Raw genomic sequence first — 20,334 nt, 5'->3', positions numbered from 1 at the left:
TAGCCTCCTAAGTTCAAACTTAGGGGTTTAATAGTGTCCCAAACCCTATTAACTTCGTACCCCCCCTGAACACTTACCAAAAAATAGAGGTTCAGTGGACAGTTGACCGCACGGGGGGCGACCTCTAGCTGGAAGGAAGAGGATGGGAGTAATCAATAGTCTTCTTTTAATTTCTCCCTACAAGGGTTCCGACTTTAAACCAATTCTTTCGGGGAATTTACAGCCCTTACCCAGGGGTAAACAGAGATATAGTCATTTGAATAATGCCTCAACAGAGCTCGCGAGAAATATAGCAATCCTAAATGATTATACTCGTTACCAGGAAGAGCCTGGTAACGCATATCCGGAGGAAGAGCCTCCATAGTCTGGGCCGAGGCAGAGCAAGAGTGACATCGGTTCCCAGGAAGAGCCTGGGAACCAGTTAACCAGTTATTGAAACTGATTTAGGATTGCTATATATAATTACGAGTCAACCGGAAATGCGTAAATCCTGACTATTTCAAATAAACCACCGTCACACCTGCACCTCCTTCTTTTTGACTGGCGAGTTCAAAGCGGGAAACCTGCGGATGATTCGCGAGGAACTCGTGAACCCCGCGCCGCAACTGTCCCGTACCTTTACCGTGAATTATCCACAGCGCACCGTATTCGACGGCTTTGGAAAGAGCTCTGTCTATTTCGATTTCTGCGTCTGAGACTCTCGCACCCCGTAGGTCGATCGAATTATTAGCAGTGCGAATGGCAATTTCGGGATTGGGTTTTGCCGGTTCCGCCGCTGCTTGCTTAGCTTTAGCGGTAGCGAGTGCTTGTGCTTGGGCTGCTACCTTGGCTAATTGAGCTTTTGTTTCCGGTTTTTGACCGTCGAGGGATTCAATTTCTCCTAGTTTGACAGTCATTTTCATAATCCCAAAGCGAACGCTCAACTCTTCGTTAGCGTCCGGGCCGCTGAGGACTTCGGCGGTTTGGCCCAAGCTGGGAATGCGGATGCGATCGCCCACTTTCGGCATAAAACTCGGTTTGGGTTTAGCCGGTTGTTGGCGAGAGGGCAGGTGTTTTTGGGAAATTTGATTTAAGGTTTCTGTCGCTTGTTGGGCATTTTGAGCCGTCTGGTTGCCCGACTGCAAGCGACGAATGATTTGAGCAATTTCTGATTTTGCCGACCCGATCGCCTCATTTACTGCCACTTCCTGAGCTATTTTTAGTTCTCGCTCCCGCTCTTGCAAAGCGGCTGCTTTTTGAGAAACTTCTCTGTGCAGTTTTTCGGTTTGGTGTAGCAGTTGAGTTGCTTCTCTGGCCTTGGTTTCCTGTTTCCGGCGCTGTGCTTCGAGTCCGGCAATCACTTGATTGACATCTTGAGATGCTCCCCCCACATAGGTTTGAGCTTCATCGACTATGGATGGTAGCAAACCGAGTCTTTTGGCAATGGTGAGGGCGTTGGAACGTCCGGGAATTCCCCACAGCAAGCGATAGGTTGGCTGCATGGAATTGTCGTCAAATTCTACTGAGGCATTTTCAAAGCGGGAGTCTTGATATTTGAGGGCTTTGAGTTCGCCAAAGTGTGTAGTGGCAACTGTTAATAGGGAATGTTGGGCGAGGTATTTCAACAGGGCGATCGCCAATGCACTGCCTTCTGAGGGGTCTGTCCCCGCTCCTACTTCGTCTAACAAAACTAAAGATTTGGGAATTGGTAATTGGGAATTGGTAATTGGGATTTGGGGTTGAGGAATTTGTAATTTAGGCTTGAGAATTGGGAGAGCAGAAACAGTGTTCTGTGTATCTGTGACTTCTTGGTCTTGCTGTTGGGAATTAGTAATTGTCAGGTTTGAATTTTCTTCCCCTTGGGCCTGCGATTTATTGTGTAAAACTTCTAAAATGCGGCTGATGCGGCGGATATGGCCGGAGAAAGTAGACAAACTTTGCTGCAAAGATTGTTCGTCACCAATATCGGCCAAAATATTGTCGAACCAAGGCAATTCTACGGGTTCGCGGGCGGCAACAAACATTCCTGCTTTCGCCATTAAAGCTGCCAATCCCAAGGTTTTGAGGGTCACAGTTTTGCCGCCAGTGTTGGGGCCAGTGATGGCGACGACGCGGATGTGCGGCGCGATCGTTAAATCGACCGGCACGACTGGAAAGCCTTGTTCGTGCTGTTGCTGCCAAACTAATAAAGGATGTCGCAACTGGCGCAGGGTAATTTGCGATCGCAGGTTGCGAATTAATAATTGACTGTTTTCTGAGTTTTCCTCATCTTCTTTTTCCTCATCTTCTTTTTCGGGATTTTTTGGTGCTAATTCTGGCTCTCCTAATTCGATAAATTTCGGCGGATTTGCTTGCAACCAAAAACTATAACGCGCTTTACCGGCCGCTAAATCTAAAGTTGTAACTACAACCAACAATCTGTCTAAATCGGGTTTTACTGCTGCGACTTGCTCCGTGAGGGCGCGGCGGACTGCTTCTTCTTCAGCTTGTTCTTGCCGGAGAAACTGCCGCATTTGGTTGTTAAGATTGACTGTGCTGTGGGGTTCTACATAGAGTGTCGCGCCGCTGGCCGAGGAGTCATGAACGATGCCCGGTATGGCATCTTTTTGGGGAGCTTTGACGGGAATGACAAAGCGTCCGCTTCTTTGGGTAATTAGCTGTTCTTGTACGGCGTTGGATTGGCGCTGCAAAATCCCCTGCAATATTTGATAAATGCGATCGCGCAACTGTCGCATTTGAACTCTAATTCCTGCTAATTTAGGAGTGGCTCTGTCTGCTACTTGAGCGCGATCGTCTATACAGCGATGGATTTCTTGCTCTAGTTCGGGATAAGTCCGCAATTGCGCTGCCAGTTCTTTGAGTGTCGGCACATCTGCCTGAGAGTCAATTATCCGGCGCAATTGCCTTGCTCCGGCGAGGGTAGTAGCAATTCCCAGCAATTCTTCGCCACTGAGCAAACCTTGGAGTTCGGCTCGCTGCAGGGAAGTGCCGATGTCTTGGATTCCTTCAAAACTCAAAGCACCGCCAGCGCGACTCTCTAACTGATAAGCTTCCTGAGTTTGGGCTAGGAGTTCTGCTGTTTGAGCTATCGTTGCCGGGATTTGGAGGTCGAGGGCGGCGGCGACGCCGAGTTTAGTCGCAGCGAAGGTAGCCAAGTGCTGACACAGGCGCGGCCATTCTAATAGTTCTAGTGTTTCGGATTGAATCAAAGTTGAGGTGGTGTTGGTAATTGGCATTCCCAGGCGCTGACCTAGAAGGTTAATTAGACGATACTATTGATCAATTCTTCGGATAATTTTTGATGACCAACAGTAGAATAAGGGTTCCAGCGCAATATGCCTGCACAGGGCAACGCTGACTACTTGCCTCAAAACCTAAGTTCAACTGTGCGGACTTGGGACTTTGCTAAACCCGGTTTCTTGGTAAATTTCTCGTGACTTGTCGCCAAACTCATAGAAACTGGGTTTCTCGCCTATGGACGTGGGTCATGAAACTGTCCGAAGTATTGATTGATTAATTTTAAAGTTTTTTTATTGTTTCCGGGGGCCACTTGAGGAAGATTTAGGAGAGTTGTCAGCAGTCAGAAGGCAGAAAGCTGTTATCTAAAAGCCTCATTACGAAGGCGAGATTTTGCGTTTTTGCGCTGCACGTCTAAAATTATACCTTCTACCGAGCTATTTTTGCGTTTGAGGAAACTGACATGGGCTGTTTTTTGTGGGATTGAACTATTTGGGAATTTTAAATATGTCGGCGCAATTGTGGCGGTTGTATCCTAAAAAGTAATTGTGGAGCTGGTAGAAGTATGCCAAAGATTCTGGCGATCATCGCGGATGCTGTGACTGTTGAAGTCGTGCAAGAGTTGCTGGGGAGGGAGGAACATGAGGTGAGAGTCGCTCCCGACGGTAATGAGGGTTTAGACTTGGCGAGGGAATTTTCTCCGGATGTGATCATTTGCGACGGGACTTCGCCTCAAATCAACTTTTTGGAGGTGTGTCGGCTGGTGAAAGCCGATCGAGAATTGGCTACAGCCTATTTTATTCTGCTGACAACAGCCGATCGCTTTGAAGACGCCCCAGAATTGGACGCGCCCTTTGACGATTTTCTGTTTAAACCGATAGTTAAGCAGGAATTTTTGGGGCGGGTGCGCGCGTCTAAGCGATCGCGCGAGTTGAGGGCGCAGTTGGAGCTCACCCAGCAAGAATTGCGACTGTCGCGCGATCCAATGCTGCACAGTGAAAAAATGTCTACTTTAGGCGAATTGGTATCTGGTATCGCCCACGAAATTAACAACCCCATTACTTTTATTTACAGCAATCTAACTCACGTTCAAAGCTACGCCACCGATTTAATTGAACTGCTGCGATTGTATCAAAAAGAGCTAGTAGATCCCGGAGCAGAAATTCTGCAAAAACAACAAGATATGGATGTGGAATTCGTACTCGATGATTTATTAAAAATTGTGAGTTCCATGCGTACCGGGAGCGATCGCATCCGGCAAATAATCTTGTCGCTACAGGATTTTTCCCGCAGCGATCGATCGGGCTGGCAGTTATTCGATGTTTCCGACGGTTTAGAAAATACTCTGTTGTTGTTGCAGCACCGCTTGCCGGCTCGCGAGGGAAGGCGAGACATCAAGGTGATTAAACAATTCGGCAATTTACCACAGATTGAGTGTTATGCAGGTCTGCTCAATCAAGCTTTTCTGAATATTATTAATCACGCGATCGATGCTTTAGAAGAGTCTGCTCAAGACTTGGAAGAGTTGGAATCAATGAAATTTAAGCCGGTGATTTTGATTAGCACTGAGGTGGTCGATGCTCAGCGGATTTGTATTGAGATTGCTGATAACGACATGGCAATCAGTAAAGATATCACAGCGCAAATTTCTGACCCATATTTGGTGGCACAGCCTGCGGAACCAACCATCGACTCCGGACTTGCTGTCAGCTATCGGATAATTGTAGAGCAGCACAAAGGAGAGTTCAAGTGTTTTTCAGAACCGGGTAAAGGCACTAGATTTCGGATAGAACTTCCGCTGCGTCACAGTTAATTAATAGTATTTACCGTTGGGTGGTGGCGGGTTTTTGATATAGTTGGCTTGAGTCACAAATTGTTGTCAACCCGCCCCTACAATGACTCCACAAAAGTTTAAAAATGTAAAATTTTGTATAGAAATTGACCGAAGTTCCGGAAAAGAGACGATAGTTGATATTCAAGAGATTTCAAGCGTCCGCGAAAACAAATTTTAATCAGGTAATAAAATGGTAGTAGCAACACCTGTTCAATCCGGCAGTCAGTCGATTTTTCAAACTCGCTACGACAACTTTATCGGCGGCAAGTGGGTGCCACCGGTGAAAGGGAAATACTCGGAAAACCTTTCTCCAATAACAGGAAAATCAATTTGTCAAGTTCCCCGATCGAGCGCCGAGGATGTAGAATTGGCATTGGATGCCGCCCACGCCGCGAAAGACAAGTGGGGTAAGACTTCCCCAGCCGATAGGGCGCGGGTTTTACACAAAATTGCCGATCGCATCGAAGAAAACCTCGATCGCCTCGCCATCGCCGAAACCTGGGACAACGGTAAACCAATTCGCGAAACCCGCCTCGCAGACATACCGCTGGCGATCGACCATTTCCGCTACTTTGCAAGCTGCATCCGAGCTCAAGAAGGGTCGATCGGCGAACTCGACGGAACAACAGTCGCCTACCACTTCCACGAACCCCTAGGCGTCATCGGACAAATCATCCCCTGGAACTTCCCGATATTAATGGCCGCCTGGAAACTCGCCCCAGCCCTCGCCGCCGGAAACTGCGTCGTCCTCAAACCAGCAGGCCCCACCCCCGCCTCAATCTTGGTACTGATGGAAATCATCGCCGACTTAGTACCAGACGGCGCAATCAACGTCATTAACGGGCCCGGCGCCGAAATCGGCAAAACCCTCGCCACCAGTCCCCGGATTGCCAAAGTCGCCTTCACAGGCGAAACCACCACCGGCAGGCTAATCATGCAATACGCCTCCCAAAACGTCATCCCCGTCACCCTAGAACTAGGCGGCAAATCCCCCAACATTTTCTTTGAAGATATCTGCGCCCAAGATGATGAATTCCTCGACAAAGCAGTCGAAGGATTAGTCATGTTTGCCTTTAATCAAGGCGAAGTGTGCACCTGTCCCTCCCGCGCCTTAATTCAGGAGTCAATCTACGATCGATTCATGGAAAGGGCGATCGATCGCATCCGCCAAATCAAACAAGACAACCCCTTAGATCCGACAACCGCCCTCGGCGCGCAAGTCTCCATCAACCAAATGGAAAAAATCGCCGAATACGTCAAAATCGGTCACGCCGAAGGCGCAGAATGCCTGATTGGCGGCGAAAGAAACATCTTATCCGGCGACTTGCAAGACGGCTATTATTTCCAGCCAACAGTCTTCAAAGGAAATAACAAAATGCGAATTTTCCAAGAAGAAATCTTCGGCCCAGTATTAGCAGTCACCACCTTCAAAGACGAAGCCGAAGCATTAGAAATTGCCAACGATACTCTCTACGGTTTAGGTGCAGGAGTTTGGACTCGCGACATCAACACCGCCTACCGCATGGGTCGCGCCGTTCAAGCCGGCCGCGTGTGGACAAACTGCTATCACCTCTATCCAGCCCACGCAGCATTCGGCGGCTACAAATCATCTGGTATCGGCCGCGAAAATCACAAAATGATGTTAGATCACTACCAGCAAACTAAGAATTTGTTAATCAGCTACAGCCCCAAAGCTTTAGGCTTTTTCTAAGGTTTTAGTCATTGGGAAGGAAAAAGGAAGAAGGACAAACTTCAATGATTCGTGAACTCCTTCTTTCTCTCTTTCCTCTCCTTCTCTGTGCCCTCTGCGCCCTCTGCGGTTCATAAAAAAAAATCTCCTTCAAAAACGAAATAAACTTGCTACACAAAGAGACTGCAATGGAAACGATCGCAAAAGTCACCGCAACAGAAGCCGCTTTAAAATTAATTAACCATCTCAAAACTCAACACGGAGAATTGATGTTTCACCAATCCGGCGGCTGCTGCGACGGTAGTTCCCCCATGTGCTTTCCCGATGGGGAATTGATAATCGGTGATGGTGACGTATTGCTGGGCGAAATAGGCGGTTGTCCCTTTTATATTGCAGCGCAGCAATACAAATATTGGCAGCACACGCAGTTAATTATAGACGTAGCATCGGGACCCGGAGGCAGCGATTTTTCCCTGGAAGGGCCGGATGGAGAGCGTTTTATTACTCGTTCTCGCTTGTTTGTTAATGCTGATTAACCTGTTTTTTTGATTCCAAGGGCTTATGGAGTAAGATTAAATGAACCGGGAAGGCGCTAAGAACGCAAAGGAAGAGAAAGAAGAAGAGGCAGTTGTTGCTTCGACTACAAACGTATTTCCTCAATAAATGAGATACCATCGAAAATGCCATTTTTAAAGGCTTGAGTGCTACGAACTCGCTGATTTTCGCTGAGTAATGTCATTGTTTCCACAAAAGTAATCAGGGCGTTATCTTGAGTTTTAGTTGCCCGAAAGCAAACGGTTTCCTGGCCTGCATCCCAGGCGATAGCCGAAAAATCAGAATAACTGCTAGAAGACATTTTCAGAATCCGATTTTCAAATTCACCTTGAAAATTAAGCTGGAGGCGAGAACCATCTGAATATTCATAATTGTTAACTTGTCGGTAGTGACTTCCCTCAATCGAGATGGTAAAATCTCCGAAGAAGCTGCGAGAAAAATGTCCGCGAGTATCAGTCTTAATATATTCACCTTTCCAAGTGCCAAGATGACGGGTAAAAATCTCAGGAACTTTATCCAAATCGGGAGAGTTTAGAGGGTTGACGGTATCTTGATGAATTACAGGATCATTATTCATTAAATCAGCCTCCAGTTTCTTTACAAAACGCGATCGAGTAAAATGCTTTTTCTGAAATACCCGATTTCTCCCAGAAGTCGGGCATCTGGGTATATTGATGATTTTTGATTGGGCTAGCGGCGACCGATTTTCAAACTCATTTCGCGGCTAGTGCGTTGATATTCGTGGACAATCGGCAATCTTTCAGCTTGAAAATTTTCTAGCGCTTCGGCAATATTAGCACTATCTCTGAGATGTTGTGCTAAACACAGGCCGTCTTCCCAGCCGGAAGTCATACCTCTAGCGCGTGTGGAACTTTTCGCGTGGGCCGCATCTCCAATTAAGATAACACGACCATCATAGATTTTTGGTAAGGGGTCAATGTCATAGGAAAAACGACATACAATATTTTCCACAGGGGTTGATTCAATCACTTTTCGCGCATCCTCTGGGAGTTTTGCTAGTTCTTGGGGAGGAATGGTAATATTATTAGGTTGTAGTTTCCCTATTTCGGACTCTGTGCGCTCTTTTTCAATAAAGAAACCCCAATGAGTGCGACCTCCACCAATGTGAAAGAAGTTGGCATAAATTCCCCTACCGCGTACATAAACAAAAAAGTTTCCTTCAGGACAGAAGCTGGGATCTTCGACAATTCCTCGCCAGACGATATCGCCTAAATAGAATAGTTCAACACCTGGAACTATATACTGACGAACTTTTGAGACGATTCCATCGGCACCAATTAAAAGATCGCCTTCCCATTTACTGCCATCTTTGAAGTGGGCGATCCCACTGTGCTCGGTTTGGGCGATCGATGCTACTTCTGCATTAAAATGAATACACTCAGGGGGTAACTCGTCGAGGAGTGCTTCTAAAATAGCTTTGCGGTGTACCAGCATTCCTGGGAGTTCATTTTCTTCGTAGGTGACGGGTTCGGAATTGATGACACCGCCGCGCAGGTTGCGAAACTCGAATAATTTAACCGGATCGCCTGAGTTGATAATTTTTTCGGTGACTTGAGGGTTGCCTTGATGAAGTGCTTGCATACCTGCTTGTACGATTAGGATACCACAGCCATCGGTGCGCGGATGGGGTGCTTTTTCAAACAAGTCAACTTGAAACCCTTGTTGAATCAGCAGAATTGCCAGATAAGCTCCTGATGTTCCTGCGCCGATAATACCTATCCTGCTTTGGGACGAAACCATTTGTGCTTCTCCAGATTTAAGATTGCCGATCGGCGATCAACTACTATTGTAATTAAGGAAAATCCAATTGGGGCGATCGCCCAATTGCGGATTGAGCTTTTGTTGATAGCGACAGGTTTCAAGCTGCCGCTAAAATCAGTATCTGGGCTGATACACGATTAATGATTAATTGGCAACTTCAAAATTTCTGCACTCAAAACTTAAGACTACTTTAAGCTTGAGTATTTTTAATGAGAGCCAATTCAATTTTGTCACCAGCCTTTTGACTCACTTGTGCGCGCAAACCCGGTCCAAAAAAAGTAGCTATTTTGTCTTGCTTTTCTTCCCATAAGTTGATCGGGATTAGTGGCGAATAAAACTCTAAAATTAATCCATAAGCACCGTCAACATCAACTTCCCGCAACCCTTGCAGGAGCGGCCGTTCCTCGTCTGTTGGCGCCAGCCCCAGACGCTCCAAAGCATCATCTAAGTGGGCGGGTTGGCCGTAGCGAAATCGGGTAATATCTTTGCGGACTTGGTTTTGAGTATCTGTAGCCTGAGTTTCTCGCAGGAGGAGAACTTCAGCAGAGGTAGGTTCGGTGAACTCCACTGGTTCGAGTTCGGCCGCTTTCAGGGCCAAACCTCCCAGCAACAGCGGAATTCCATAAAAAAAACCGGCTAGGTTCAGGGTAGGTCTGTCTGTGAAGTAAGCTCCGAACCCGACTGCTGCTATAATACCGCCCACAACTAAGGCTAGGTTTGCTAAAGAAATTTTACGTAACATATTAGTGAGGTAGTAAGCTGGAATCAACAATATACTTTAATTATTATCTGTCAAAAAGTCTTGAATAAATTTAGTTTTTTTGCCAAAAGACCTGCAAAAACTGCTAGCATCTATGAGCGCGGGAGCGGTGTGCATCCACAGTCTTGTCTCTAGCTTCAGAAGCTTATCCAGCCGGACTCGCCCGGGCGCGCCATCGGTAAATATCCGTGTTAATTGCGCGGCGTTGGTTCCAGAAGGCAATCGAGATCGGCAGTATCATCAAAGTATACAGAGTTGCGATCGCGATCGACACTCTTGCCCTTTCAACCATTTTTCGGACATGATTAAAGACGAAGACAAACAAACTGCTGGAGCAAACAAGGCGGTTCTGGAGCAGATTAACTCGCTCAAACGTGAAGATGAAAGGCTTTATAATATCTTAGCGATCGATGTCTGGGCCCTAGCCAAGACAATGGATGAATATCAACCGGGATTTTGGGCTGCTTTTATGACAAACCGGGAGAAGGCCCTGAAGCGATTTTTAGCTGGAATGATGAAAAATAAACCCGCAGATACCAAACGTCCGCCTTTTTTGCGCTAAAATTTGGCTGAAGTTTGGGGGAAGTTTTGATGTACAATCAAACTATAACACAGACCCAAAAACCCTGAGCAGGTTCATCACTTCTCATATAAAAACAGTGAAGGATTTGCCCAAAAAGGTATGTCGGTGGATTAAGAATCTCCGTCTGTTCGCAGGGGGGAATGTCAAATATTTTTGTTAATAGTAGCAAAGGCAAAAAACCATGGATGCACAAACAATCAAAGAGCGCGTAGCAGAGATCGAGAGCAAGCGGGAATCCCTCGTGCGGCTGTTAGATCGATCGGACTTGGGAGCCCTGAGAATAGATGTGAGTCAGGCGATCGAAGAAATTGATGATTTGTTAGAAGAATTCAAGCGTACTTTTAGCAGTTAAGTAGTCATTAGTCAGTAGTCAACAGTCATTAGTGGTCAGTTGTCGGCTAAGCTGTCGCGCATTTAATTTGCACATAGCAATTCTTTCGTCAGTTATGAACGTGGTTCTGGTTTCGACGCTGGACGGGCTAGAAGCCCATCCCACAACTGGCACGGACGGGCAAGATGCCCATCAACAATTCATGCAAGAATGGCTATAGTTATGTTTATTAAAAATCTTGTGGGGTGGGCATCTTGCCCGCCCTAAAAGTGAAAATTAAATGCACAATAGCTGAATAACTAACAAGAACCGACAACTGCTAACTCCAAATTTGACTGATGACTCAGGACTAATGACTAATGATTAATTCATCACCATATCCATCAAAATTTGCTGGGAACTCACTTCGGGGCAATTAGCAGGCGGCCGCCGCTGAGAGTAGTGTCCTCCCGGCTGCAAATCCCAAGCTTGGCGGTTGTCAGCCAGCATTACACCCAAAATTTCTTGCAATTCCTTGGCAATTGTTGGGTCTTCCACCTGAACGATCGCCTCAACCCGTCTGGTGAGATTCCGCTGCATCCAGTCAGCAGAACCAATATACACCTCTTCGTCGCCACCGTTGAAAAAATAAAACATCCGAGAATGCTCTAAAAAGCGGCCGATAATACTGATAACTCTGATATTTTCGCTAACACCTTCAACGCCAGGACGCAAACAGCAAATCCCCCTGATAATCAAATCAATTTTAACTCCCGCTTGCGAAGCTTCGTACAAAGCAACAATAATTTGAGGGTCAACTAAAGCGTTCATTTTAGCGACAATGCGGCCACAGCTACCAATGCCGCCTTCGGCCTGCAAGCGACAGAATTCTGCCTCGCGGCGAATTAAAGCTAAAAATCGATCGCGCATATTGACCGGTGCCACCAATAATTTGCGATAAGATACCTGCCGCGAATAACCAGTCAAATAATTAAACAAATCCGTCAAATCCGATCCCAAATCCTCGCGACAACTCAACAAACCCACATCTGTATACAGTCCGGCTGTTTTGGGATTGTAATTGCCGGTGCCGATGTGGACGTAGCGGCGGATGTACCCGTCCTCGCGACGCACTACCATCACAATCTTGGTGTGGGTTTTGAGTCCCACCAAACCGTAAACTACGTGGACTCCAGCTTGTTCTAACTTGCGAGCCCAATTAATATTATTTTCTTCGTCAAACCTAGCTTTGAGCTCTACTAAAACGGCTACCTGCTTGCCGTTTTCCGCTGCTTGAATTAAGGCGCTGACGATCGGCGAATCACCAGAAGTGCGGTATAAAGTCATCTTAATAGCTAACACGGAGCGATCGTGCGCCGCCTCAGTAATAAACCGCTGTACCGTCGCCGCAAAAGAGTGATAAGGATGGTGCAGCATCAAATCCCCCTGGCGGATGGCGGTGAAAATATCCTCACCATCTTCAGCATTCAACATCGATTTGTCTAAAATCCTTGCCGATTCCAAGTTCCGCAAGCGCGGTGGCACAACCGGAGTCCAAGTCGGGTCTTTCAGTTCCGGCACTGGCAGCCCCACCAAAGACATCAAATCCTTGAGGCCTAGCAGCCCCTCTACGACGTAAACATCTTGCTCACCGAGATCCAACTCATCCATCAGCATATCTCGCAGCGCAGGCGGCATAATCGCTTGAATTTCCATCCGCACCGCAGAACCTCCAAACCGGCGCTTGCGGAGTTCCTGTTCTATTGCCAGCAGCAAATCCTCTGCCTCATCTTCCTCCACCGTCAAATCTGAATTGCGAGTAATGCGGAACGGGTGATATTCCTCTACGTCCATCCCCGGAAACAAAGCTTCTAAATTGTGGGCAATCACCTGTTCTAGGGGCACGCCAGTCCAAACTGGAGATTTGCCCCTCTGCTGCCACTGCAAATCTCCCGGTAGTGGCAAAAACCTCGGCAAAACCTGCGGGACTTTGACGCGGGCAAACAATTCTTCGCGCGTGTCAGGGTCTCGGACTACTACTGCTAAATTGAGGCTGAGATTGGAAAGGTAGGGGAATGGGTGGCTGGGGTCAACTGCTAGGGGAGTGAGTACGGGAAATACTTGTTCTTTGAAGTAGCGGTGCAAGTAATTGCGCTGTTCTTGATTGAGGTCAATGTAGTCAAGAATGTAGATTTCGCTTGCTGCAAGTTTCGGCCGCAGGGTTTGCTCAAAATAGGCGTGTTGCTGAGAAACCATCGGCAAAAGCCGCTTGTTAAGGGCATCTAGCTGTTGTTGAGGCGTGCTGCCGTCGGAGGTTAATTTGCTGACTTTTGCGTGTACTTGTTGTTTGAGGGCGCCCACGCGCACCATAAAATATTCGTCTAGGTTGGAGCTAAAAATAGCGAGAAATTTGAGTCTTTCTAGGAGGGGCGTGCGGGGGTCGAGGGCTTCGTGAAGCACGCGGTTGTTGAATTCTAGCCAGCTTTGTTCTCGGTTGAAGTAATATTGAGGGTCGCTGAGGTTGATTTCAGTGTAGGTTTTTTGGGGGGTCTTTTTTGGCTTGGGCATGGTTTGGGGGAGTCTTTGGGAGGCTCGGTGATGGCATCTCTAGAAATAGTATTGTAGGTTAAAGGATTTGTTCGCATCTGCTTTTGGTCGATCGCACATTTTTGTGATACCTTTCGGGAAACGGCACTGCCGTGTCCGGCCCCTGGATCACGAACCCATCCCTCGCATCCCATTCTGTACCGCATTCGGCAAGTCCTCTTGATTTGGCCCAAAACCTGTTAAGGGTAATTCCAGCGGTGGGTTAAGCGTGCCATGCTGGATAAAATTCTGGGTAAGTCATATTTTCGGCGCAATTCCAGATGAGTCGGTAGCACTTCTCATTGCGACCAAAATTATTTTTATAGATTTCGGAAGTTAGGCATTTTTTTAAACCTGAAACTGCGGTGGCGAAATGTTTACCTGTCATAATTTTCCCTAAGCAACCTGCTGGGTCATACATGGTATCTTCAGGACGTGACTTGCGGATTAACTCTACTAAGGCGGCGATCGCAACTGAGTTACCTATGTCTATTTTACCTAAGCTATATGCCGCTACACACCGGGTATCGAGTTCCCGTGAATTGCGGATTAACTCCTGTAAAGCGGAAATAACTTCGGGGTAATCTTTCCCTATTGCCCCTAACATTAATGCCGCGCTCCTCCGGGTATATTCATCACCACAATTGCGGATTAACTCGACTAAACCGAATATCGCCACTGGCTGATCTTTGCCTATTGTCCATAAACTATTGCTCTCTACAAAAGAATCGTCGTGACAAGTACCGATCAACTCGACTAAAGTAGAACTCGCAAGTTGCTGCTCTTTGCCTGTTTTCCCTAGACTATTTGCAGCTCGCCAGCGGGTACTTTCATTCTGAGAAGTACGGATTAACTCGACTAAAGCGGAGATTGCTTCTGGGCTATCTTTGCCTATTGTACCTAAACTTGCTGCCGCTTGCCTCCGAGTCTCTTCTTTATAAGAAGTACGGATTAATTCGACTAAAGCAGAGATTGCTTCTGGGCTATCTTTGCCGATTTTCCCCAAGCTTTCTGCTGCTTGCTGTCGAGTCTCTTCCTTCTGAGAGTTGGCGATTAAATCGACTAAAGCGGAGATTGCTTCTGGGGTGTCTTTACCGATTTCCCCCAAGCTTCCCGCCGCTAAACGTCGAGTAAATTCATCACCTGAATTGCAGATAAAATCGACTAAAAGGGAAATTGCTTCTGGACTATCTTTGCCTATTTTGTTTAAACTTGTTGCTGCTGATGACTGGGTTATTTTATTGTTTGAATTGCGGATTAAATCGCCTAAAGCTGAAATCGCTACTGTGTTACCTTTGTCTATTTTCCCTAAACATTCTGCGGCTCGCCACCGGGTAACTTGATTGCGGGAAGTGCTTATTAACTCGACTAAAGCAGCGATCGCAACAGGGTTACTTTTGCCAATTGTTGCTAATCTTTCTGCCGCTTGATAACGATTATCTTTAGGACGGTAGTTGCGGATTGAATCCAATAAAGTTTCGATCGCTACCGGGTTATCGTTGTCTATCTTACCTAAAATTTCTGCCGCTCGCCCTTGAGTAACTTTATTATCTGAAGTGCGGATTAACTCGACTAAAGCGGCGATCGCAACTGGATTATTTTTGCCTATTTTCACTAAGCTATATGCCACTATTATACAGGTAGGTACGTGATTCCACCCGAAAACCGGGTAGAAACCGTTCTCAACTGAATTGCGGATTAGTTCGACTAAAGCGGCGATCGCTTCTGGGCTATCTTTGCCTATTGTCCCCAAGCTATATGCCGCTCGCTTCCAGGTGTTTTTCTCAACAGAAGTGTGAATTAACTCTGCTAAAGCGGAGATCGCTATTGGGCTATCTTTATCAATTTTACCCAAGATATCTGCCGCTTGCCACCGAGTAACTTCATCCTGAGAAGTATTAATTAATTCGACTAAAGCGGCGATCGTGTCTGGGCAATTTTTGGCGATTTCCCCCAAACTTCTTGTCGCTTCCCTCCGGGTATATTCATCACCACAATTGCGGATTAACTCGACTAAAGCGAAGATAGCCCTTTTGCGATCGGTTTCTTTCAGAACTTCCCTTGCTCTATCGACAATTGGATCGAGAAATGTCCGCCACTCCTGTTTTTGCTTATTAAAATAACCAAATCCCCAAATAACAATCTGCGACACAATCTCATCAGCAAGACTACAATCCTTAAACTCAGCAATCCCCTCAGCCGCTAGAAAATATGCCCGATATCCATAAAATTTATCCCACCCAACCTTAAACTTAACCAACGCTTTAATAAACGCTTCCTTCTCCTCCTTCCCAACCTCCTCACGCCCCAACCACAGCAAAATCACCTCTTTCCATTGCTTCTCAAAAATGCGATATCTAGCATCAGGATGTTGCGGATTCTTAGGAAAGTGATTCAAGAAAAAATGCCAATCCTCAACCGCCAACGCCGCAAAATATTCCTGAAAAGTCGGATGATAAAAAGCATAAATCCCTTCCGCCGTCTCCCCGTCCCTCGCCACCAAATTCAGCCAACCCAAACGACAAGCTAACTCAAACTGCGATTCACCCATCACCCCATATCCCACACTTTCGGGCAACTGAAACCGATCCGTTTCATTTAACATCCCAGCCAGAGCCAATTTCCCCAAAGCCGCATTCAAATCCTGCTGCTGAATCCAATTCAGGCGCGGTTTTTTCCACTGATACAAAGTAGTCACAAACCGCCGATAAAGCTTAGCCTTAGTATCCGGCAAATCCCCATCCAACGACTGCCAAGTGCCGCACAATAGCGAACATCTCAGGGGATTTTTCACTAAATCTTGAATTCGCTCTTTTCCCGATGCTGCTAATGCTTCCCGTAGCTGTTGCGCGAGATCCCCCACAGCAGAGGGCGGGCACGGGGGCACCGCCCCTACGTCGAGGATATCTGTAGGGGCGGTGCCCCCGTGCCCGCCCCTGGGGGTTCCGAACCATTTATCGATCAACATTTCCACCTGTTCGGGATAGGAAAACTCCAGAGTACGATAAGTATCAAAAGTATCCAACGCAGAGCCGATCGCATCCCAAACATTCTGCCGACAACTTAGCACAATTCGCGCCCTTTGAATGCAGCCGCCCGTTCTAATTTGCCGCTGAATTTCCGTCAGAGGATTGCCATCACCCACAGCCATCTCATCCGCCCCATCCAACACCAACCAAACCCGCTCAGCATTAAACTGTGCTAAAAAATCATCCTTAATTTCCGCCGTCGCCTCAGCCTTCCCAATTCTCTTAATAGCCGCCAGCAGCCAATTATCAAATAAATAGGCTTCTAATTCCTTCCTCTGCAAATCCGCCAAGGATACCCAAATTACAATCGCCTCCGAAATTTCCGCCGCCACCCAATTAGCAATCTGCCGCAACAGCGTTGTTTTCCCCGCCCCCGGTTCCCCAATAATTCCTAACCGCTTCCCATTGCTTTTCGGGCTACTTCCTTGCCGCAGCACTTGTTCGAGAAACTCGCTATGTTCAAATGTTTGAGTAACTTCTTTTTCTCGGTACAAATCCGAACCTTCCTCAGCCGCAACATCCTCGCGTCGCTGAGTCACTTTCTGCCGTTCCACCAATCCCAGCGGTACATAAACATCATCTATTTGATGTTTGCCAAAAGTTAGCTGATTGCTACTCAGTCGCTGCTGTTCTTTCTCGTATAATATCTGCTGGCAAATAGCTTCCCAGTCAATCGGCACGTAAGCAATGCGGCTCTTTTCCACTATCTCCTCAAGCCAAGCATACATTTCTTGGGTTCTGATATCAATCCGCGTTAAAGTTTGCCCGGTAAATATCTGAAAAACCTTTTCATTTTCCTTGATTTCCTGAGCAAAGTATGCAGCTACCAAGGGCAATAAATCTTGCTCTAACTTAGTTTTGTAAAGTGTGACATCGCAATTTTCCAGGGCAACTTCCAGCAGTTTTTGCTTAACTGCTTCAACCCGATTCTGCTTTAACTCATCTGTGGCAGTCAGCAGCAATTCAATCTCATCTAAACCTGCAATCGGAATCCCAGACGGGACTGTTTCTTTATCAACTTTTTCTAATTCAGATTTTAACTGCTTAATCTTCTTATCTAGCCATTCTAAATAAGGACGGTGTTGAGGTAAGTAAATAACGATTCCTTTAGAAGCCCTGCGAGATGGCTCAACCAATTCTTTATGACATTCTGAGGCGATTTGTTGTTGAGCTTTCAGGAAAGAAGTTTTTAGCGCTTTTTCTAAATCGTGATTGACAACTTTTCCGTTTTGTGATAATTTTTTTATCCCAGTCAAACAGAGGTGCTTTGCTGCATCATTGGCTTGAGTCCCCACGATGGCTTGCCACACGACGGTGAAAAGCCCTCCCAATAGTAGCGCTGCATCTATCATGTGATGGTTCTCCTAATTTTAGGCTCGAAGGGGTTTAGTTTGATTGTAGGCGATCGACTTTGGTTGCGATCGGGCGACCTATGCTGAAATCATCACATCAAAACTCCGATCGGCACATCAAAAGTCGATCGCTCAAACATTGAATTTAGGCAAAACCTTCAACTATTTTTCTAGGATTACCACGAAATCCTCAATCATCACATCAAAGGTGCGAGCCAGCTTGTGGACTGCTGCAAAGTCAACCATTGCCATCCCCTGAGAACGGGCATAATTGCTAATCGTACTGTAGCCCACGCCCGATCGCTCCGCAACTTCCTTGAGCGTCCATCCCTTCTCGGCCGCCAACTCTCGAACCCGCAACCTGACTAAGCCTTTGCTCATATTAACTATTTACAAAATTTTGGATTTAGTATAATATATCAAAAAGCGATCGCCCCCGGTCTGCAAACTAAAGACGATCGCCAGTTAAAATTAATCCCGACAGATAATTTCTGTCGATCGCACTTAGCAGAGATAGATTTAGCTACCACCACCAGATGCAACTACAATGATATCAGAAAATCAGTTAAGATCGTCAGCGATCGGCGCATCAAAAATTCTTCACAAATCGTCGATCGTCAATCCGCGATCGAGATTTGTCACCGAAGAAACAGTAGCACTTTTGTTCAACATATCACCCGAACAGATATACCGGATCGAATGCTGCCACAACGTGGTGTACGTTCATGCCAAAGGCCTCAGTCGATTTGTCAGCTACGCCGATTTTCCCCCAATCTTAGAAGTAAAACCGCCCTGTGCTCAAGATTTTGTCGCATGGTACAAACGCTGGAAACAGACACAAGCACCAGAATTTTGGACTAAATTCTATAGGTATAACTTCAAAGCCGCTGTTTCAGTTGACAGCTTGCTTGAGTGGGGTAAATTAGTCGGTACAGTGAAAGCGGTAATTTCGGCTTCAGCGCTGCAACAGCTACGAGATGTTTACGCTCAAGAAAAAACATTGATGGAAAATTTTTAAAGCACGCGCGGCGGCTCAACCCGCGATTGTTGGTAGCCAGCAAATGTAAGGTGTTTTTCGGCGCATCATACGGCTTAGAAATGCTCGTTTGTAAGGTGCGCTGCGGCGCACCTTACGAGATAGAGGTTCTGCTCAAAACTCTTCTTTACCTTCCAATCCCCACATATTGGAAACCCGCCGCTTCTAAAGCCTTCTTGTCTAAGAAATTGCGGCCGTCAATCATCACCGGATGATTCATCAACTTCGCCATTTTCTCGTAGTCTAAATTACGAAACTGTTCCCAGTCAGTCACCAACACCAAAGCATCGCAACCATCAGCCAGTCTTTCTGCATCGGTTTCTACCAGCACTCCCGACAAACCGTGACGCATCCCAGTTTGAGAAACAATCGGATCGTAAGCTTTAACTTTCGCTCCCAACCGATTCAAACTCTCGATTAAATTCAGCGAAGGAGCATCCCGCAAATCGTCAGTATCCGGCTTGAAAGTCAAACCCAAAAGTCCGACTGTTTTACCTTTGAGAATCTTCAAAACGTGCTGTAATTTTTCAATAGCAATCAACCGCTGGCGTTCGTTAACTTCCACCGCCGCTTTCAGCAAATGCGCCTCGTAGCCGTAATCCTCAGCAGTGTGAACTAAAGCCGAGACATCTTTCGGGAAACAAGAACCGCCCCAACCAATGCCAGCTTGCAGAAACTTGCCACCAATCCGCGAATCTAAACCAATACCTTTCGATATTTGGGTAATATCTGCACCGACGCGATCGCAAATATTAGCCACTTCATTAATAAAGCTAATCTTCGTAGCCAAAAAAGCATTAGCTGCGTACTTAATCATCTCCGCTGAACTGATATCAGTCATCACCACCGGCACCTCCGGCAAAGACGGATTTTCTGCAAACTTGCGATCGACAATCGGCCGATATAACTGTAGCATCATATCCATAGCCCGCCGAGAGTTGCTACCGAGAACAATGCGATCGGGATTAAAAGTATCGAAAACAGCACAGCCCTCCCGCAAAAACTCCGGGTTGCTAACCACATCAAATGCCACACCCGTTTTTACTGCTACTTCCTCACCAGTAGCCCCGTCACCGCTTTGAGGTTTTTGACGTTCTGCTAAACCGTCGAGTACAATTCTTCGCACCCAATCCCCCGAACCGATGGGCACCGTTGACTTGTTTACGATTACTTTGTAATCGCCGTCGAGGTGAGCTCCAATGCCACGAGCAACCGCTTCCACGTAGCGAGTATCGCTTTCCCCAGTAGGCAAAGGAGGCGTCCCCACCGCAATAAACAAAATATCCCCGTGAGCCACTCCTGCTGCTAAATCCGAAGTAAATTCTAGATTGCCCGATGCAGAGGCAGAGGACATTAATTCAGACAGTCCGGGTTCAAAAATAGGCGACTGTCCAGACTTCATTAATTTAACTTTTTCTTCGTTGTTGTCTACGCAAATCACGTGGTGACCGATGTGGGCCAAACAAGTGCCGGTGACTAAGCCAACATATCCTGTACCGATGACGCAAACGTGCATAGAAATCTCCTCAAAGCTAGTAAATAAATCAGATCAAAACGCAGGAAAAAGGAAGAAGGAAGAAGGAAAAATATCTTGTAGGGGT

At 46.7% G+C, this 20,334-nt stretch carries 14 protein-coding genes; 6 read left to right on the top strand and 8 right to left on the bottom strand.

What is annotated here, in order from left to right; genetic code table 11:
• Positions 1–494 precede the first annotated feature (494 nt).
• Positions 495–3,188: an endonuclease MutS2 gene (locus QUA40_RS15420; RefSeq protein ID WP_333127260.1), complete on the bottom strand. Its 2,694-nt coding sequence runs from the start codon at positions 3,186–3,188 to the stop codon at positions 495–497.
• A gap of 593 nt (positions 3,189–3,781) precedes the next feature.
• On the opposite strand from QUA40_RS15420, the gene QUA40_RS15415 reads away from it, so the two are divergent.
• The 3 genes from QUA40_RS15415 (at position 3,782) to QUA40_RS15405 (ending at position 7,276) form a co-directional block, all read left to right on the top strand.
• On the top strand, positions 3,782–5,029 hold the full coding sequence (locus QUA40_RS15415) for an ATP-binding protein (protein ID WP_333127258.1): 1,248 nt from the start codon (positions 3,782–3,784) through the stop codon (positions 5,027–5,029).
• Positions 5,030–5,240: 211 nt separating this feature from the next.
• Positions 5,241–6,761 (top strand): acetaldehyde dehydrogenase ExaC, encoded by a 1,521-nt coding sequence (gene exaC / locus QUA40_RS15410; protein ID WP_333127256.1) that lies wholly within the window; start codon positions 5,241–5,243, stop codon positions 6,759–6,761.
• Between the two features lie 167 nt (positions 6,762–6,928).
• Entirely contained in the window at positions 6,929–7,276 is a 348-nt protein-coding gene (locus QUA40_RS15405) for a DUF779 domain-containing protein (RefSeq protein ID WP_333127254.1), read from the top strand.
• A 104-nt stretch (positions 7,277–7,380) separates the two neighbouring features.
• Here the strand turns inward: QUA40_RS15405 and QUA40_RS15400 are convergent, their stop codons facing one another.
• The 3 genes from QUA40_RS15400 to QUA40_RS15390 all read right to left on the bottom strand — a co-directional run bounded on the left by QUA40_RS15400 (position 7,381) and on the right by QUA40_RS15390 (position 9,819).
• The gene (locus QUA40_RS15400) at positions 7,381–7,872 is read right to left on the bottom strand and encodes a hypothetical protein (protein WP_333127252.1); all 492 of its coding nucleotides are present in this window, start codon (positions 7,870–7,872) and stop codon (positions 7,381–7,383) included.
• Positions 7,873–7,985: 113 nt separating this feature from the next.
• Entirely contained in the window at positions 7,986–9,056 is a 1,071-nt protein-coding gene (locus QUA40_RS15395; protein ID WP_333127251.1) for an FAD-dependent monooxygenase, read from the bottom strand.
• A 211-nt stretch (positions 9,057–9,267) separates the two neighbouring features.
• Positions 9,268–9,819 (bottom strand): DUF2854 domain-containing protein, encoded by a 552-nt coding sequence (locus QUA40_RS15390; RefSeq protein WP_333127249.1) that lies wholly within the window; start codon positions 9,817–9,819, stop codon positions 9,268–9,270.
• A gap of 79 nt (positions 9,820–9,898) precedes the next feature.
• On the opposite strand from QUA40_RS15390, the gene QUA40_RS15385 reads away from it, so the two are divergent.
• Positions 9,899–10,399, top strand: coding sequence for a hypothetical protein (locus QUA40_RS15385; RefSeq protein ID WP_333127247.1), 501 nt, complete (start codon positions 9,899–9,901; stop codon positions 10,397–10,399).
• Between the two features lie 202 nt (positions 10,400–10,601).
• Positions 10,602–10,772, top strand: coding sequence for a hypothetical protein (locus QUA40_RS15380; protein ID WP_333127245.1), 171 nt, complete (start codon positions 10,602–10,604; stop codon positions 10,770–10,772).
• 342 nt (positions 10,773–11,114) lie between these two features.
• On the opposite strand, the gene ppk1 is transcribed toward QUA40_RS15380, so the two are convergent.
• From ppk1 to QUA40_RS15365, 3 genes are all read right to left on the bottom strand, one after another.
• The gene (gene ppk1 / locus QUA40_RS15375; protein ID WP_333127243.1) at positions 11,115–13,298 is read right to left on the bottom strand and encodes a polyphosphate kinase 1; all 2,184 of its coding nucleotides are present in this window, start codon (positions 13,296–13,298) and stop codon (positions 11,115–11,117) included.
• A 241-nt stretch (positions 13,299–13,539) separates the two neighbouring features.
• Positions 13,540–17,697: a HEAT repeat domain-containing protein gene (locus QUA40_RS15370; protein WP_333127242.1), complete on the bottom strand. Its 4,158-nt coding sequence runs from the start codon at positions 17,695–17,697 to the stop codon at positions 13,540–13,542.
• A 162-nt stretch (positions 17,698–17,859) separates the two neighbouring features.
• Positions 17,860–18,078, bottom strand: a complete 219-nt coding sequence (locus QUA40_RS15365) for a helix-turn-helix domain-containing protein (RefSeq protein WP_006632503.1) — start codon at positions 18,076–18,078, stop codon at positions 17,860–17,862.
• Between the two features lie 166 nt (positions 18,079–18,244).
• Here QUA40_RS15365 and QUA40_RS15360 point away from each other — a divergent pair, with 166 nt between their 5' ends.
• Complete coding sequence (locus QUA40_RS15360; protein ID WP_333127240.1) at positions 18,245–18,715, top strand: hypothetical protein; 471 nt, start codon at positions 18,245–18,247, stop codon at positions 18,713–18,715.
• A gap of 145 nt (positions 18,716–18,860) precedes the next feature.
• Here QUA40_RS15360 and QUA40_RS15355 read toward each other — a convergent pair whose 3' ends face one another.
• A complete protein-coding gene (locus QUA40_RS15355; protein ID WP_333127238.1) occupies positions 18,861–20,249 on the bottom strand; it encodes a UDP-glucose/GDP-mannose dehydrogenase family protein in 1,389 nt (462 codons plus the stop codon).
• Between the last annotated feature and the right edge of the window lie 85 nt (positions 20,250–20,334).

The sequence above is a fragment of the Microcoleus sp. Pol11C3 genome (assembly GCF_036701485.1).
Lineage (GTDB): Bacteria > Cyanobacteriota > Cyanobacteriia > Cyanobacteriales > Microcoleaceae > Microcoleus.
The sequence above is the reverse complement of the archived record's forward strand: the minus strand, read 5'-3'. Positions and strand labels throughout refer to the sequence as shown.

What these genes read in the sequence shown, in the direction of transcription:
- QUA40_RS15415 (WP_333127258.1), top strand. Translation starts at nt 3,782, where the DNA reads ATGCCAAAGATTCTGGCGATCATCGCGGATGCTGTGACTGTTGAAGTC.
- exaC (WP_333127256.1), top strand. Translation starts at nt 5,241, where the DNA reads ATGGTAGTAGCAACACCTGTTCAATCCGGCAGTCAGTCGATTTTTCAA.
- QUA40_RS15405 (WP_333127254.1), top strand. Translation starts at nt 6,929, where the DNA reads ATGGAAACGATCGCAAAAGTCACCGCAACAGAAGCCGCTTTAAAATTA.
- QUA40_RS15400 (WP_333127252.1), bottom strand. Translation starts at nt 7,872, where the DNA reads ATGAATAATGATCCTGTAATTCATCAAGATACCGTCAACCCTCTAAAC.
- QUA40_RS15395 (WP_333127251.1), bottom strand. Translation starts at nt 9,056, where the DNA reads ATGGTTTCGTCCCAAAGCAGGATAGGTATTATCGGCGCAGGAACATCA.
- QUA40_RS15390 (WP_333127249.1), bottom strand. Translation starts at nt 9,819, where the DNA reads ATGTTACGTAAAATTTCTTTAGCAAACCTAGCCTTAGTTGTGGGCGGT.
- QUA40_RS15380 (WP_333127245.1), top strand. Translation starts at nt 10,602, where the DNA reads ATGGATGCACAAACAATCAAAGAGCGCGTAGCAGAGATCGAGAGCAAG.
- ppk1 (WP_333127243.1), bottom strand. Translation starts at nt 13,298, where the DNA reads ATGCCCAAGCCAAAAAAGACCCCCCAAAAAACCTACACTGAAATCAAC.
- QUA40_RS15370 (WP_333127242.1), bottom strand. Translation starts at nt 17,697, where the DNA reads ATGATAGATGCAGCGCTACTATTGGGAGGGCTTTTCACCGTCGTGTGG.
- QUA40_RS15365 (WP_006632503.1), bottom strand. Translation starts at nt 18,078, where the DNA reads ATGAGCAAAGGCTTAGTCAGGTTGCGGGTTCGAGAGTTGGCGGCCGAG.
- QUA40_RS15360 (WP_333127240.1), top strand. Translation starts at nt 18,245, where the DNA reads ATGATATCAGAAAATCAGTTAAGATCGTCAGCGATCGGCGCATCAAAA.
- QUA40_RS15355 (WP_333127238.1), bottom strand. Translation starts at nt 20,249, where the DNA reads ATGCACGTTTGCGTCATCGGTACAGGATATGTTGGCTTAGTCACCGGC.